Origin of the sequence: Streptomyces thermoalcalitolerans (assembly GCF_039525155.1) — a bacterium.
GTDB lineage: Bacteria > Actinomycetota > Actinomycetes > Streptomycetales > Streptomycetaceae > Streptomyces > Streptomyces thermovulgaris.
This window is the reverse complement of sequence record NZ_BAAAHG010000042.1, coordinates 17,345-33,035: the sequence shown is the minus strand read 5'-3', so window position 1 is coordinate 33,035 and position 15,691 is coordinate 17,345. Positions and strand designations below refer to the sequence as shown.

General features: G+C 71.3%; 8 protein-coding genes, 3 tRNA genes and 2 pseudogenes. 5 read left to right on the top strand and 8 right to left on the bottom strand.

Annotation, left to right across the window (positions count from 1 at the left end; all coding sequences use genetic code 11):
- Positions 1-37 precede the first annotated feature (37 nt).
- Positions 38-1,531, top strand: a complete 1,494-nt coding sequence (locus ABD224_RS21680; protein ID WP_344052402.1) for an MFS transporter — start codon at positions 38-40, stop codon at positions 1,529-1,531.
- 464 nt (positions 1,532-1,995) lie between these two features.
- Here the strand turns inward: ABD224_RS21680 and ABD224_RS21675 are convergent, their stop codons facing one another.
- The 4 genes from ABD224_RS21675 to ABD224_RS21660 form a co-directional block, all read right to left on the bottom strand.
- A complete protein-coding gene (locus tag ABD224_RS21675; protein ID WP_344052400.1) occupies positions 1,996-2,205 on the bottom strand; it encodes a hypothetical protein in 210 nt (69 codons plus the stop codon).
- Positions 2,206-2,953: 748 nt separating this feature from the next.
- Positions 2,954-3,027, bottom strand: a tRNA-Ile gene (locus ABD224_RS21670).
- A 252-nt stretch (positions 3,028-3,279) separates the two neighbouring features.
- A tRNA-Asn gene (locus tag ABD224_RS21665) sits at positions 3,280-3,352 on the bottom strand.
- Positions 3,353-3,357: 5 nt separating this feature from the next.
- A tRNA-Asn gene (locus ABD224_RS21660) sits at positions 3,358-3,430 on the bottom strand.
- Positions 3,431-3,575: 145 nt separating this feature from the next.
- On the opposite strand from ABD224_RS21660, the gene ABD224_RS21655 reads away from it, so the two are divergent.
- The 4 genes from ABD224_RS21655 to ABD224_RS21640 all read left to right on the top strand — a co-directional run bounded on the left by ABD224_RS21655 (position 3,576) and on the right by ABD224_RS21640 (position 9,435).
- Positions 3,576-3,887 carry a YtxH domain-containing protein gene (locus ABD224_RS21655; protein ID WP_344052446.1) on the top strand — a complete coding sequence of 104 codons (312 nt, stop codon included), beginning with the start codon at positions 3,576-3,578 and terminating at the stop codon, positions 3,885-3,887.
- 188 nt (positions 3,888-4,075) lie between these two features.
- Positions 4,076-5,530 carry a xylulokinase gene (locus ABD224_RS21650; protein ID WP_344052398.1) on the top strand — a complete coding sequence of 485 codons (1,455 nt, stop codon included), beginning with the start codon at positions 4,076-4,078 and terminating at the stop codon, positions 5,528-5,530.
- Positions 5,531-5,773: 243 nt separating this feature from the next.
- Positions 5,774-7,507 carry an ABC transporter ATP-binding protein gene (locus ABD224_RS21645; RefSeq protein WP_344052396.1) on the top strand — a complete coding sequence of 578 codons (1,734 nt, stop codon included), beginning with the start codon at positions 5,774-5,776 and terminating at the stop codon, positions 7,505-7,507.
- Positions 7,507-9,435, top strand: coding sequence for an ABC transporter ATP-binding protein (locus ABD224_RS21640; RefSeq protein WP_344052394.1), 1,929 nt, complete (start codon positions 7,507-7,509; stop codon positions 9,433-9,435). Before ABD224_RS21645 ends, ABD224_RS21640 begins: the two co-directional genes overlap by 1 nt.
- Positions 9,436-9,495: 60 nt before the next feature.
- Here ABD224_RS21640 and ABD224_RS21635 read toward each other — a convergent pair.
- From ABD224_RS21635 to ABD224_RS21620, 4 genes and pseudogenes are all read right to left on the bottom strand, one after another.
- Positions 9,496-10,745, bottom strand: a pseudogene (locus ABD224_RS21635) (RNA polymerase sigma factor).
- Between the two features lie 117 nt (positions 10,746-10,862).
- Positions 10,863-12,779, bottom strand: a pseudogene (dnaG, locus tag ABD224_RS21630) (DNA primase).
- 55 nt (positions 12,780-12,834) lie between these two features.
- The gene (locus ABD224_RS21625) at positions 12,835-14,100 is read right to left on the bottom strand and encodes an NAD(P)/FAD-dependent oxidoreductase (protein WP_344052392.1); all 1,266 of its coding nucleotides are present in this window, start codon (positions 14,098-14,100) and stop codon (positions 12,835-12,837) included.
- Positions 14,101-14,256: 156 nt separating this feature from the next.
- Positions 14,257-15,675: a deoxyguanosinetriphosphate triphosphohydrolase gene (locus tag ABD224_RS21620; RefSeq protein ID WP_344052444.1), complete on the bottom strand. Its 1,419-nt coding sequence runs from the start codon at positions 15,673-15,675 to the stop codon at positions 14,257-14,259.
- Positions 15,676-15,691 lie beyond the last annotated feature (16 nt).

Genomic DNA, 15,691 nt, shown 5'->3' with positions numbered 1-15,691 from the left:
TCAGCGCAGAGCAACCCAGAGCAACAAGGAGGCGCTCATGCACGACATGAGCTCCGGCATCACCACGGATGAGCCGACGGCAGTGCTGCACACCGGCTGGACCAGACGAGTCGTCGGCCATGCCGCCATCCTCATCCTGGTGAACGTCATGGTCGACACCGTGATCGCCTCGCCGACCTTCGTCCTTCCCGAGCTGAGCGACGCCTTCGACACCCATCAGTTCGCCTGGATCGACTCCAGCGCGATGCTGGCCGGAGCGACCTGGGCGCCACTGCTGGGCAAGAGCGCCGACATCCACGGCAAACGCACAGTCCTCATCCTCACGCTCCTCGTCGCCGGCACGGGCGGAATCGTGTGTCTGCTCGCGCCCCACATCAGCGTCTTCGTCCTCGGACGCGTTCTCCAGGGCGCCGCGGTCGCAGGTCTGTTCCTCACCGTCGCGATCGTCCGTGACCTCTGTGCGCCGAAGTTCGCCATGGTGGTGACCGGCGTCATCACCTCGGGCTCAGCGGTCTTCGGGATCGTCTCCCCGTTCGTCCTTGAGGTCGCCACCGATGCGTTCGGCTGGCGGGTCGTCTTCGTGCTCTCCGCCGCGTTCGCGGGCATGGCCGCGGTCTTCGTCCGTTGTGTGATCCCGGACTCCCGCAACCGGACACCGGGCAGGGTCGATGTCGCCGGGGCGCTCACTCTCGGCGGTGGCCTCGCGGGTGTTCTCGCGTACATCAGCCTCGGGCAGGAATTCGGCTGGCTGAGTGGCGCCTCGCTTGCCTTCCTCATCGGCGGTGTGGCCGCGTTGCTGGTCTGGTACGTCGTCCTGAGCCGCGTCCCGGAGCCCGTGATCGACATCCGTGGCATCTCGTCGGCCCTCGGGCTCGGCCTCCTCGTCGTCGTGATGGGCACCGGGGCTTACCGGAGCATGCTCCAGCTGTTCGGGCTGCTGGTCGACGTCGATCCCGACGACGGCCTCGGATACGGCATCGCCGGACCGGGAGCACTCGGTTTGATGTTCGGCATCCCCTCGGTCGGGATCATGCTCGGCGGCGTGCTGGCGGGCTGGATCGGAACCCGGGTGGGTCCCGCCTGGCCCCTCGCCGCCGGTATCACGCTCGGCGCGACGGCATCCCTCGTGATGTTCACCGCCGGCACCGACACCCTCCCGGTCGCGGTGGTCTGCTCCTTCATGTTCAGCCTCACCGCGGGCTCACTGGTCACCTCCGGCTTCAACCTCGCCTCCGTCCTCGCACCGCCCGAGAGGCAGGGCACCGTCTCCAGCATGGTCATGGTCATGGTGGCGATCGGTTCGGTGACGATGAGCTTCATCGGGTCGGCGGTCCTCGGGGCCCACGAGATCGTCTTCGAGGGCGAGAAAGTCAGCTCGTCGGCCGGCATCCACGCCTACATCGCTGTGGCGGGCTGCGTCTTCGTCCTCGCTGCCGTCCCCACGTTCTTCCTGGTGCGGACGATGCGCGGCCGGGTCGTCCCGGACGTGTCCGAGGTCACGCACAAGGACCTGGAACACGCGGGCAGGTGAACCGTCCCGCCCACCGACGCCCACCCGCCCGACCGCCTTCTTCACGGCGCCGCAGCCCCTCGGGAACGCAAACATGACGGACCCGCACCAGCCCGCCCCGCACAGGTACGGCTCCCCTGCACTCCGGTGCGCTCGACCGGGACCGGACTCGTCCGCACCTCCGTGGCGGCACGGAGGGGTGGCACCGGCGACAGGGCCGTCCAGGACCGGCGGTGATGCGCCAGGCGAGGGATTGTGTCCCGCCGCACGACGCGTGTCCCCGGCTCGTCCGCACGCTCGTGGAACACTGACTGCCGGAAGCCGCCCTTCTCCCACACAGTCGTTCCGGTCGGCGTTCCTGATTCCTGTCGGCCGGAACGATTCTGCCGGGAACGGACCATGGCCGCGCCCGGCTTCTCCCGCACGGGAGCGCCCCGCAGCGCATGGCTGCGGGGCGCCCTGTGCGTGAGGGAGCCGGCCGCGGTTCAGTCGACCTTCTCTCCGTGGTGCTTGCCGCCGATGCAGAGGTTGCCCGGCTCGTCGATCGCGGCCCTGCCGCCGCCCTTCTCGCACTCGTCGGGGGTGACGTAGGAGGGGGCATTCTCTGCGGCAGTGACGGTGGTGGCGCCTGCGAGGCCAGATCCGGCGAGGGCTCCCGTGGCGATGACGGTGGCGAGAATTCGTCGAATGCGCATGCGGTTCCCCTTTCAGGGATTGCCTCGTGGGGGCACTAGCCAGCCTGATCCGCCCCCCGATGGGGTGCATGTCACGTTCCGCCGTTCAGGTGACAGTGCCGCCGGCCGGCTGGGCGCGGACGCGCTGCCCGGGATGCGGGCCGACGAGGGCGAAGTCACCCCTGGGCACGAACGTGCGGACACGGACGCCCACGTCCCCCAAAAGCCTCGGCCAATGCACTCAGGCGCCCCGCCCTCGACAGGTCCAGGGCGCCCGCACGGATGCCGGCACCCCGTACGCACCTTCTGGCCGAAGCGGATGTCATGGGGCCCGAAGCCTGGCCGGGAGGCGCTGCCGCCACTGCCCCTCGGTCACCTCGCCGTCACCGCGACCGGCACCCCTGAGACCTTGCTCACCTCCCCAGCGGACCGGCCGCCGGCACTCCCCTGCACAGTGGCCGCTGTGGAGGGCGTTTCACCAGGGGACGTCCCCGGCATCGCGCTGCCGGTGATCGCGCCGTCGGGGGCGGTGCGGTTCGTCCCGGCCGCCGTGGCCCGGACCGTTCCGGCCGGGGCGGTCACCGTGCGGGCCGGGAGAGGCGCTCCAGGGCTCCGGAGGGTCGTCCGCTTCGGGCGGGCACCGGGCGTGCACAAAGCAACGTGCACAAAGCAAGCAGACGGTCTTGATCCGGTCGGGCGACCCCCTCGGCGTGGCGAGGGATCCGGCTCCGCCGCAGATGACAACGTATCCGCGGCGGAGCCCGCGCGGTGGGGCGGGTGGGACTCGAACCCACGGCCGACGGATTATGAGTCCGTTGCTCTAACCGGCTGAGCTACCGCCCCGTCACGGCGTGGCGCGTACAAGTGTGCGTGCCGTCTGCCGCAGCATAGCCGCTCATACGATCTCCTGCTTCGGATGGTCGTCTTCCGCGGCCTCTCCCGACCTTGAAGACTCCACCGCTGCCGCGGCGGTTCCCGCAGACCATGAAACCGGACGGAAAAATCGGAGGGGAAGCCGGGGGAGGGACCCGAGCAGGGAACCCGGGCATGAAACCGGACATGAAAAAGGACCCCGCAGGGTCCTCGTTCATCAGGCTCCCCCGACTGGACTCGAACCAGTAACCTGCCGGTTAACAGCCGGCTGCTCTGCCAATTGAGCTACGGAGGACCGAGCTCCCCCGACTGGACTCGAACCAGTAACCTGCCGGTTAACAGCCGGCTGCTCTGCCAATTGAGCTACGGAGGAATGCCTCGTTGCATCGAACGCACCTACCTGGGTGTCCGCCAGGGGGCGAGCGGTCGCTGCGACACATACATTAGCGCAAGCAGGGGGGTGCTCCGCCAACCAGTACCCCTGCGCGTGGCCTCGAGGCAAGGGAAGGGTGACCATCATGCGTTACCGGCTCGCGTTCTTCGCAGGGCTCGCTGTGGGTTTCGTGCTGGGCGCGAGGGCCGGACGCGAGCGCTACGAGCAGATCAAGGAGTCCGCCCGCCGGGTCGCCCAGAACCCCACGGTGCGCAACACCGCCGAGAGCGCCGCCCAGCAGGGCCGCCAGTTCGCGGACAGGGCCTACCACACGGTCACCGAGAAGGTCGGCGACCGTGTCCCCGAGGCGGTGGCCCACCGTATGCGCGCCCTGCGCGAACACGGCCCCAACGGCTCCCGCAACCGTGAGGACGACTGGGGCACGGGCACCACGTGAACGGCGCCCCGCGGGCAGCGGGCGCAGTCGCCCCGCCGGCGCTCCGCCGGGCGCGGGACCACCCCGGCGGCCTTGCCGCACCGGCGCGGCCGGCCACCGGGCGCCCGCGCTCGTACCGCCGCGCACACCCCTGTGGTACCGGGCGGCCATGACTCGGAGCGGCGCGGCGATACGGCAGAATTTTGGCCATGGGGATAGTCGCCGGGTTGGACAGCTCACCCGATTTCACTCGTATCGTCGTCTGCGACACGGAGACCGGCTCCGTGCTCAGGCAGGGATATGCCCCCCACCCGGTGGAGAGCCCCCAGAGCGGTGGGCGTCCCGCCGACGTCGATCCGCAGGCCTGGCTGCTGTCCCTCGGGGAGGCCGCCGGCGGCGGCCTTCTGGAGGGGGTGCAGGCGATCGGCGTGTCGGCGCAGCAGCACGCGCTGATCCCGATCGACGGCCAGGGCGTCACCGTCCGTCCCGCGCTGGTCGGCAGCGACCGACGGGCCCAGGTCGCCGCGGCCGATCTGATCGACGCGCTCGGCGGCCGTGAGGCCTGGGCGCAGGCGGTCGGCTGTGTGCCGCAGGCCTCGCTGCCGGTGACCAAGCTGCGCTGGCTCGCCAAGAACGAGCCCGAGGCCGCCCGGCGCACCGCGCTGCTGCTGCAGGCGCACGACTGGCTGGTGTGGCAGCTGCTGGGCCGGCCGCTGCGCCGCACCACCGACCGCGGCGGCGCCTCCGGCACCGGCTACTGGTCCGCCGCCACCGGCGCCTACCGCCCCGACCTGGTGGAGCTGGCGCTCGGCCACCAGGCCGCCCTCCCCGATGTGATCGGCCCCTCGGACGCGGCCGGCATGACCCCGGAGGGGCTGCTGATCTCGGCCGGGACCGGGGAGACCATGGCCGCCGCCTTCGGGCTCGGGCTGGGGCTGGGCGACGCCGTGGTGTCGCTGGGCGCCTCCGGCTCGGTGATGGCGGTCCACCCCGAACCGCTCGTGGACCAGACGGGGATGATCACCTCGCTGGCCGACGCCACCGGCATGCACCTTCCGGTCGTGACCACGCTGAACGCCGTACGGGCCCTGCGCGGCACCGCCGAGCTGCTGGGCCTGCCCGATCTCGAGGCCCTGTCCGAGCTGGCGATGAAGTCCACGCCGGGCTCCCACGGACTCGTCCTGCTGCCCTATCTGGAGGGCGAGCGCACCCCCAACCTGCCGCACACCGCCGGAACGCTCGTGGGTCTCAGACGCGAGTCCATGAAGCCGGAGCACCTGGCGCGGGCCGCCTTCGAGGGCATGCTGTGCGGGCTCGCGGACGCGCTGGACGTGCTGCGCGGCCGGGGGGTGGAGGTGCGCCGTGTCTTCCTGCTCGGGCAGGCCGCCGAGCTGCCCGCCGTGCAGGCCGCCGCGCCCTCGCTGTTCGGGGCGCAGGTCGTCGTGCCGCAGCCCGCGGACTACGCCGCGATCGGCGCCGCCCGTCAGGCCGCCTGGGCGCTCGGCGCGTCGCTGGGCACCCTGGACCCGCGCACCCCGCCGGCCTGGCAGGGCGCGGTCGCCCAGGTCCTGGAGCCCGGTGAGGACCTGGCGGTGGGTCAGGCGGTGCGGCAGCAGTACGTGTCGGTGCGCGAACAGATCCATCCGGGGGCGTTCCGGGCATAACACCCCGTAAACACCCCCCATAAATAACCCCCATAAGGGGGAATTCAGGGCAGATCGGTTCACTCGGACCGGTTCATCCGTGCGGTGGACCGAGAGGCGTGGGGGCCGTCGGCCGGGCGGGGCCCGGCGGCGGCCCCCGGCCGGGTCGTGCGGGGTGCCGGGCCGGGGTAACACGGGGAGGGCACCGGACGATAGGGGCCAGGGGACACAGCCGTCCCCTTCACCGACCCGAAAAGAAACAGCGTGCTCATACGACTTCTGCGAACCTATCTCAGACCGTACGGAAAACCCCTGGCCCTCCTGGTGCTGCTGCAGTTCCTGCAGACCTGCGCCACTCTCTACCTGCCCACGTTGAACGCCCGCATCATCGACAACGGCGTGGTGAAGGGCGACACCGGCTACATCCTGAGGTTCGGCGCCGTGATGCTCGGCATCTCGCTGGCCCAGGTGGTGTGCAACGTCGGTGCCGTCTACTTCGGCGCCCGGACCGCCGCCGCCCTCGGCCGGGACGTACGGGCGGACGTCTTCGACCGCGTGCAGTCCTTCTCCGGGCGTGAGCTCGGCCACTTCGGCGCGCCCTCCCTCATCACGCGTACGACGAACGACGTGCAGCAGGTCCAGATGCTGGCCCTGATGACGTTCACGCTGATGGTGTCGGCGCCCATCATGTGCGTGGGCGGTGTCGTCCTCGCCCTCGGCCTGGACGTGCCGCTGTCGGCCGTCCTGGTCGCCGTCGTCCCGGTGCTCGGCATCTGCGTGGCCCTGATCGTGCGCCGGCTGCACCCGCTGTTCCGGTCCCTGCAAAGGCGCCTGGACACGGTGAACCGGGTGCTGCGCGAGCAGATCACCGGCAACCGCGTGATCCGCGCCTTCGTCCGCGACGCGTACGAGAAACAGCGCTTCCGCAGGGCCAACGAGGACCTGACGGAGATGTCGCTGGCGACCGGCCGGCTGCTCGCGCTGATGTTCCCGATCGTGATGACGGTGGTGAACCTGTCGTCCATCGCCGTGGTGTGGTTCGGCGCCCACCGCATCGACAGCGGCGGCATGCAGATCGGCGACCTGACCGCGTTCCTCGCCTATCTGATGCAGATCGTGATGTCCGTGATGATGGCCACCTTCATGTTCATGATGGTGCCGCGCGCGGAGGTGTGCGCCGAGCGCATCCAGGAGGTCCTGGACACCGACTCCAGCGTCGTGCCGCCCGCCGCTCCCGTGACCGAGCTGCGCCGCCACGGCCATCTGGAGATCCGCGGCGCCGGCTTCCGTTACCCGGGGGCCGAGGAGCCCGTGCTCAAGGCCGTCGACCTGGTGGCCCGCCCCGGCGAGGTGACCGCCGTCATCGGCTCCACCGGCAGCGGCAAGTCCACCCTGCTCGGGCTGGTGCCCCGCCTGTTCGACGCGACCGAGGGCGAGGTGCTCGTCGGCGGTGTGGACGTACGGACCCTGGACCCGAAGCTGCTGGCGAGGACGGTGGGCCTGGTGCCGCAGAAGCCGTATCTGTTCTCCGGCACGGTGGCCACCAATCTGCGCTACGGCAATCCGGACGCCACCGACGAGGAGCTGTGGCACGCGCTGGAGGTGGCGCAGGCCAAGGACTTCGTCAGCCGGCTGGAGGGGGGCCTGAACGCGCCGATCGCCCAGGGCGGCACCAATGTGTCGGGAGGGCAGCGCCAGCGGCTCGCCATCGCCCGCACGCTGGTGCAGCGCCCGGAGATCTACCTCTTCGACGACTCCTTCTCCGCTCTCGACTACGCCACCGACGCGGCCCTGCGCGCGGCGCTCGCCCGGGAGACGGCCGAGGCGACCGTCGTCATCGTCGCCCAGCGGGTGGCGACCATCCGCGACGCCGACCGGATCGTCGTCCTGGACGAGGGACGCGTCGTCGGCACCGGCCGCCACCACGAGCTGATGGAGAACAACGAGACCTACCGGGAGATCGTGCTCTCCCAGCTGACGGAAGCGGAGGCTGCCTGATGGCCGGGCCGATGGGACGGATGATGGCCGGGGCCGGGCCCGACAACCGCTCGCTGAACTTCAAGGCGTCGGGCAGACGGCTCGTCGCCCGGTTCAGGCCCGAACGGGTCACGGTCGCTGCCCTGGTGCTGTGCGTGGTCGTGAGCGTCGCGCTCAGCGTGATCGGACCGAAGATCCTCGGCAGGGCCACCGACCTGGTCTTCGCGGGGATCGTCGGACGGCGGATGCCGGCCGGGCAGACCAAGGAGCAGGTCCTCGACGCGCTGCGGGAACGCGGGCAGGGCGAGATCGCCGACATGCTCCGCAGCACCGACTTCACACCGGGCCGGGGCATCGACTTCGACGCCGTCGCCGGCGTCCTGCTGCTCGCCCTGGTGACGTTCCTGGCGGCCGGTCTGCTGATGGCGGTGGCGACACGGCTGGTGAACCGGGTGGTGAACCGGACCATGTTCCGGATGCGCGAGGAGGTGCAGGCGAAGCTGTCGCGGCTGCCGCTGTCGTACTTCGACAAGCAGCAGCGCGGCGAGGTGCTCTCGCGCGCCACCAACGACATCGACAACATCGGGCAGACCCTGAACCACTCGATGGGCCAGCTCATCAACTCGATGCTGACCCTCATCGGCGTGCTCGCCATGATGTTCTACGTCTCCTGGGTCCTGGCCCTGGTGGCGCTGGTGACCGTGCCGCTGTCGTTCGCCGTCGCCCTGCGCGTGGGCAAGCGGTCGCAGCCGCACTTCGTGCAGCAGTGGCACTCCACCGGTGCGCTCAACGCGCACATCGAGGAGATGTACACCGGGCACACCCTGGTGAAGGTGTTCGGCCGGCAGGAGGAGTCGGCGCAGCGGTTCGCCGAGCAGAACCAGGCGCTGTACGAGGCGGGGTTCAGGGCGCAGTTCAACAGCGGCATCATGCAGCCGCTGATGATGTTCGTGTCGAACATCGGCTATGTGCTGGTCGCGGTCGTCGGCGGGCTGCGGGTGGCGTCGGGCGCGCTGTCCATCGGTGATGTGCAGGCCTTCATCCAGTACTCGCGGCAGTTCTCGATGCCGCTGACCCAGGTGGCGTCGATGGCGAACCTGGTGCAGTCGGGCGTCGCCTCGGCCGAGCGGATCTTCGAGCTCCTGGACGCCGAGGAGCAGGAGGCGGACCCGGTGCCGGCCGAACGGCCCCGGGAGCTGCGCGGACGGGTGGAGCTGGAGCATGTGTCGTTCCGCTACGACCCGCGAAAGCCGCTCATCGAGGACCTGTCGCTCACGGTGGAGCCGGGGCACACGGTCGCGATCGTCGGCCCGACCGGCGCCGGCAAGACCACGCTGGTCAATCTGCTGATGCGGTTCTACGAGGTCACCGGCGGGCGGATCACGCTGGACGGCGTGGACATCGCGCGCATGTCCCGCGACGAACTGCGCTCCGGGATCGGCATGGTGCTGCAGGACACCTGGCTGTTCGGCGGCACGATCGCGGAGAACATCGCCTACGGCGCCTCGCGCGAGGTCACCCGCGCGGAGATCGAGGAGGCCGCGCGGGCGGCGCACGCCGACCGGTTCATCCGTACGCTGCCCGACGGCTACGACACCGTGATCGACGACGAGGGCTCCGGGGTCAGCGCCGGTGAGAAGCAGCTCATCACCATCGCGCGGGCGTTTTTGTCCGACCCGGTGATCCTCGTCCTCGACGAGGCGACGAGCTCGGTCGACACCCGTACCGAGGTGCTGATCCAGAAGGCGATGGCCAAACTCCGGCACGGCAGGACGTCGTTCGTCATCGCGCACCGGCTCTCCACGATCCGGGACGCGGACACCATCCTGGTGATGGAGAACGGGTCGATCGTCGAACAGGGCTCCCACGACGAGCTGCTGGCGGCCGACGGGGCGTACGCGCGGCTGTACCGGGCGCAGTTCGCCCAGGCGGTGGCCGAGGTCGACTGAGCGCACAAAAGCCGCTGAGCGCACGGGGGGGGCCGCGGGCGGGCGGCCCCCTCTCGGCTCTCAGTCCAGGTAGCCCCGCAACTGGTCGGCATAGGCGTGGTCGCGGAGCTTGGTGAGGGTCTTGGACTCGATCTGGCGGATCCGCTCCCGGGTGACGCCGAAGATGCGCCCTATCTCCTCCAGGGTGCGGGGCCGTCCGTCGACGAGTCCGTAGCGGAGCTGGACGACCTTCCTCTCGCGCTCCCCCAGCGTGGACAGGACGGCCTCCAGGTGCCGGCGGAGCAGCAGGAACGCCGCCGACTCGACGGGCGAGGCGGCGTCGCCGTCCTCGATGAGGTCGCCGAGGGCCACGTCGTCCTCGTCGCCGACCGGGGCGTGCAGGGAGACCGGCTCCTGGGCCAGTTGCAGCACCTCGCTGACCCGTTCGGGCGGCAGGCCGAGGTGGGCGGCCACCTCGCCGGGGGTCGGCTCGCAGCCGCGCTCCTGCAGCATGCGCCGCTGCACCCGCACCACCCGGTTGATGAGTTCGACGACGTGCACGGGCACCCGGATGGTGCGGGCCTGGTCCGCCAGGGCGCGGGACATGGCCTGACGGATCCACCAGGTGGCGTAGGTGGAGAACTTGTAGCCGCGGGTGTAGTCGAACTTCTCCACGGCCCGGATGAGCCCGAGATTGCCCTCCTGCACCAGGTCGAGCATGGTGAGCCCGCGGCCGACGTACCTCTTCGCCACGGACACGACGAGCCGCAGGTTGGCCTCGATCAGGCGGCGCTTGGCCATCCGGCCCATCACGACGAGCCGGTCCAGGTCGAGGGCGAGCCGGCTGTCCAGGTCCGGGGTGTTGTTCAGCTTCTCCTCGGCGAACAGTCCGGCCTCCACCCGCCGGGCGAGGTCGACCTCCTCGGCGGCGGTGAGCAGCGGGATGCGGCCGATCTCCCGCAGGTACTGGCGGAACAGGTCGGAGGAGGGTCCGCCGCCGGTCCCGGTGCGCGGGGCGGCCGGCTCGGGGGGCTCGAGCGGAGCCGTCCCGGGGTGGTGCGCGGCCGGGCCCTGCGCGGGGACGCCCGCGAGGGCATCGGCCTCCGGGTCCGGCCCGTCGACGCCGAGGCCGGTGGGGGTGTCGGTGTGGACGAGGGTCTGGGTCTGCACGGGGGCGACCTCCAGGATGATCGCTGCTGGGATGTGCAGCAGCGGTACTCGGGGGGCGGAGCCGGCGGCCTCGCCGCTGTCCGTCCCGTACGGGAGGAGCGAAGCCGCGGGGAAGCGGACCCGTGGGGGACGGTTCGGCCGCGCTCCGAGGACTCAGGCACCGACCCCAGTGTGGAGTACGACACATCGCGGCCACGAGAGTCGTGCGGTGACTTTTTGCGTCCCGTCCGTGACAGGGCGCTGCCGGGCCGTGGGCCGCGGCCCCCTCACAGGACTGCCTACAGTGCTGCCGCACCCCGCTCGCGCAGCGCCTGGTCGTACTGCTGAAGGACCCACAACTCGTTCTGGGCGGAGGCCAGTTGGGCGGGGTCGCCGCCGGTGCTGAGGCGGGCCACCATGCTCTGGAGCTCGCGGACGCGGCGTTCGACCGCGCGGCGGCGGACCGTGACCAGCTGGGCGCCGGCGTAGGCCTCGTCGACCTCCCCGCGGATCAGGATCGCCTCCACCGCCAGCTCCGTGACCATCGCGCGGACCCTGTCGTCGGGGGCCGCCTCCCGGACGCGGGCGAGGTACTCCTGGGGGTCGCTCACGCCGCGCTCCGCACCGCCCGCGTCCAGGATCGCCTGGCGCACGGCGGCGTACGGCGGGGCGGTGAACTCGTCGACCCCGTAGGCGTCGAACGCGGGGGACACCAGTTCCGGGCGCTGGAGGGCCAGCTTCAGCAGCTCGCGTTCCGTGGCGTACACCGGGTTGCGCAGATTGAGCGCCGGGTTGCGGGAGGCGGGCCGGGCGGCGGCCTACGGCGGCGGGGGCTGGGGTCCGCGCTGCCGCCGGTCCGGCGCGGGGCCGCGTCCGCCCCGCTCGCGCGCCCAACGGGCCAGCTGGGCCACCCGTCTGACCACGAACTGGGTGTCGAGGATGCCGAGCAGCCCGGCGAGCTGGACCGCGACCTCGTGCTGGGCACCGCTGTTCTTGATCCGGGCCACGACCGGCGCCGCCTCGTCCAGGGCGGCGGCACGGCCGGCCGGGGTGTCGAGGTCGTAGCGGGAGACGATCTGACGCAGCGCGAACTCGAAGAGCGGGGTGCGCGGTTCGACCAGGTCGACGACCGCCTCGTCGCCCTTGGCCAGCCGCAGGTCGCAGGGGTCCATGCCGTCCGGGGCGATCGCGATGTAGGTCTCGGCGGCGAACTTCTGGTCCTCCTCGAAGGCGCGCAGCGCCGCCTTCTGGCCGGCCGCGTCCCCGTCGAAGGTGAAGATCACGCGGGCCGAGCCGTTGTCCATCAGCAGCCGGCGCAGGATCTTGATGTGCTCGCTGCCGAAGGCGGTGCCGCAGGTGGCGATGGCGGTCCTGACGCCGGCCAGATGACAGGCCATGACGTCGGTGTAGCCCTCGACCACGACCGCGCGGGAGGTCTTCGCGATCTCCTTTTTCGCCAGGTCGATGCCGTACAGGACCTGGGACTTGCGGTAGATCGGCGTCTCGGGGGTGTTCAGGTACTTCGGGCCGCCGTCCTCCTCGTACAGCTTGCGCGCGCCGAAGCCGACCACCTCGCCGCCGATGTCGCGGATCGGCCACATCAGCCGGCCGCGGAAGCGGTCGATGGGGCCGCGGCGGCCCTCCTGGGCCAGGCCGGACAGGAGCAGCTCCTTGTCGCTGAAGCCCTTGCCGCGCAGAAAGCGGGTGAGGTGGTCCCAGCCCCGGGGGCTGTAGCCGACGCCGAAGTGGACGGCGGCGGCCTGGTCGAAGCCGCGCTCGGCGAGGAAGATCCGGCCGGCCTCGGCCTCGGCCGAGGCCGCGAGCTGCTCGGCGTACCACTCGGCGGCCAGCCGGTGCGCCTCGATCAGGCGGATGCGCTCGCCGCGCTGCTGGGCGGGGTTGTACCCGCCCTCCTCGTAGCGCAGGGTGATGCCGGCCCGGGCGGCCAGCCGCTCGACCGCCTCCGAGAAGGAGAGGTGGTCGATCTTCATCACGAAGGTGATGGTGTCGCCGCCCTCCTGGCAGCCGAAGCAGTGGAAGAGTCCCTTGCTCGGGCTGACCTGGAAGGACGGCGTCTTCTCGTCGTGGAACGGGCACAGGCCCTTCAGGTTGCCCCCGCCCGCGTTGCGCAGCTGGAGGTACTCGGACACGACGGAGTCGATCGGGATCGCGTCCCGGACCGCCTTCACGTCCTCGTCGTTGATCCGTCCTGCCACGCCTGAAGTCTACGAAAGCCGGCGGCGCTCCGATCCGGTCGTCCGGCCGCCCGGGTCACGGGGCCAGGCTCTCCAGCGGAACGTTCGGGTCCGCCAGCGCCTCCGTGTCCACCTGCGCCTTTGTGCGGATCAGGTGCTGGATCGGCTCCGTGACGTCCCATACGTTGACGTTCATCCCGGCGAGCACCCGGCCCTCCTTCACCCAGAAGGCGATGAACTCGCGCCGTCCGGCGTCCCCCCGGATCACCACCTCGTCGTACGACCCCGGCGGCGCCCATCCGCTGTACTCCATCCCCAGGTCGTACTGGTCGGTGAAGAAGTAGGGCACGCGGTCGTAGACGACCTCCTTGCCGAGCATCGCGCGGGCCGCGGCCGGGCCGCCGTTGAGCGCGTTGGCCCAGTGCTCCACCCGCAGCCGGGTGCCGAACAGCCGGTGCGGGAAGCAGGCCACGTCGCCGGCCGCGTAGATGTCCGGGTCGGAGGTGCGCAGCTGTTCGTCCACCACGATGCCGCCGCCGTGGGCCCGGTCGGCCAGCTCCAGGCCCGCCGCCTCCGCGAGGGCGGTGCGCGGCGCGGCGCCGATCGCGGCGAGCACCTCGTGGCAGGGGTGCTCCTCGCCGTCGTCGGTGCGGACGGCGAGCACCATGCCGTCCTGGCCGACGATCTCGGTGAGCCGGGTGTTGAAGCGGAAGCGGACGCCGTGCTCGCGGTGCAGCTCGGCGAAGAGCTGGCCGAGCTCGGGGCCGAGCGCGTGGTGCAGCGGGGTGGCGGACGGTTCGACGACGGTGACCTCGGCGCCGTAGGCGCGGGCCGCCGCCGCGACCTCCAGGCCGATCCAGCCGCCGCCCGCGATCACCAGGTGGCCGTTGTCCCGGCCGAGGTGGGTCAGGACGTTCCTCAGCCGCTCCGCGTGGGCCAGACGGCGCAGATGGTGGACGCCCATGAGGTCGGTGCCGGGGATGTCCAGGCGGCGCGGCTCGGCGCCGGTGGCCAGCAGCAGCTTGTCGTAGCGCACCTGGGTGCCGTCCTCGCCGTAGTGGACGGTCTTCGCGGTCCGGTCGATGGCGTCGACCGTCTGGCCGAGGTGCAGTTCGATGTCGTTGCGCGCGTACCAGGCGGGCTCGTGCACGAAGACGCCGCCGCGTTCCTCCTTGCCGAGCAGATAGCCCTTGGACAGCGGCGGACGTTCGTAGGGGTGGTCGCGCTCGTCGCAGACGAGGATCACACGGCCGGTGAAACCCTCCGCGCGAAGGGTCTCGGCCGCCTTCGCACCGGCCAGGCCTCCTCCGATGATGACGAATGTCTGATCCGCGTCGACCACGTGTTGCCTCCTCGTCAGGGTGCCGCCACATGCGAGCGTCCCGCACGGAGCGGGTCACGGGAAGGGGGAGTGGCCCGATCAGGCCATGGATGGTCACATGTGTCCCAGTGCTTTCATCCGAATATCGATATAAGCACTACTCTTGTCACGTTCTCGTCATACATGCCCCGTCAGCCGGGCGTGCAGAAAGCGGGCGGAGGCATCGGTCAAGGAGGCGATCTGGTCGACGAGCACCCGCTTGCGCGCCCGGTCGTCGCCGGCCCGGTCGAACAGGGCGCGGAACTGCGGGTCCAGGCCCTCGGGGGCGCGTGCGGTCAGCGCCTCGGCGAGCTCGGCGACCACGATCCGCTGGTCGGCGCGGAGCCGCTCCTGCTCGGCGCGCTGCATGACGTACAGGTCGGCGACGGCCTTGAGGACCGCGCACTCCATCCGGGTGGTTCTGGGCACGACGAGCTCGGCGCCGTACCGCGTCAGGCGCGCGCCGTCCCCCCCGGAGCCGGGACGGCCCGGGCGGTTCCCCCACCTGCGCCGTGTGGCGCCCTCGGCGGCCAGGCAGAAGCGGCCGATGAGCTGGCTGGTGGCGTCCTTCAGCCGGGCCTGGGCGATCGCGGAGCCGTCGTAGCCGTGCGGCCACCACTCCTGGGCCAGGAGCCGGTCGAGGGCCTCGGCCAGCTCCTCGGTGTCGGTGCCGGCCGGGACGTAGCGGCCGACGGCGACCGCGAAGACCGCCTGCCGCTCGGGTCCGGAGTGCAGGACCCGGGGGTCGATGTGACCGGCGTGCAGGCCGTCCTCCACGTCGTGCACCGAGTAGGCCACGTCGTCCGCCCAGTCCATGATCTGGGCCTCGAAGCAGGTGCGGGTGCCGGGGGCGTCCTTGCGCACCCAGTCGAAGACCGGCCGGTCGTCCTCGTAGACGCCGAACTTGGGCGAGTCCGGGTCGGTGGGGTGGGCGCCGCGCGGCCAGGGGTACTTGATGGCGGCGTCGAGGGAGGCGCGGGTGAGGTTGAGCCCGACGCTGACCGGTTCGCCCGTCTCCGGGTCGGGGACGAACCGCTTGGGTTCGAGGCGGGTGAGCAGGCGCAGCGACTGGGCGTTGCCCTCGAAGCCGCCGCAGTCCTCGGCGAACTCGTTCAGCGCCTGTTCGCCGTTGTGCCCGAAGGGCGGGTGGCCCAGGTCGTGGGCGAGGCAGGCGGCCTCGACGAGGTCCGGGTCGCAGCCGAGGGCGGCGCCCAGCTCACGGCCCACCTGGGCGCACTCCAGCGAGTGGGTGAGCCGGGTGCGGGGGCTGGCGTCCTGGGCCCGGACGGGGGCCTCCCGCGTCCAGGAGTGGCCGGGGACCTGGGGGAGCTCCCCCGGTGTGACCACCTGTGTCTTCCCCGCCAGCCGCCTGAGCGCCGCGGAGTGCAGCACCCGCGCGCGGTCGCGCTGGAAGGCGGTACGGCCCGGCCGCTTGTCCGGCTCGACGGCCCATCGCTCGACGTCCGCGCTGTCGTAGCCGGCCGGCAGCACATGGTTCTCGTACGACCGGGCGGCCTGCCCGTACGGCCCGGCCGCCCCGGATGCGTTCCCTTCCATGCGTCCCATGCGTCGA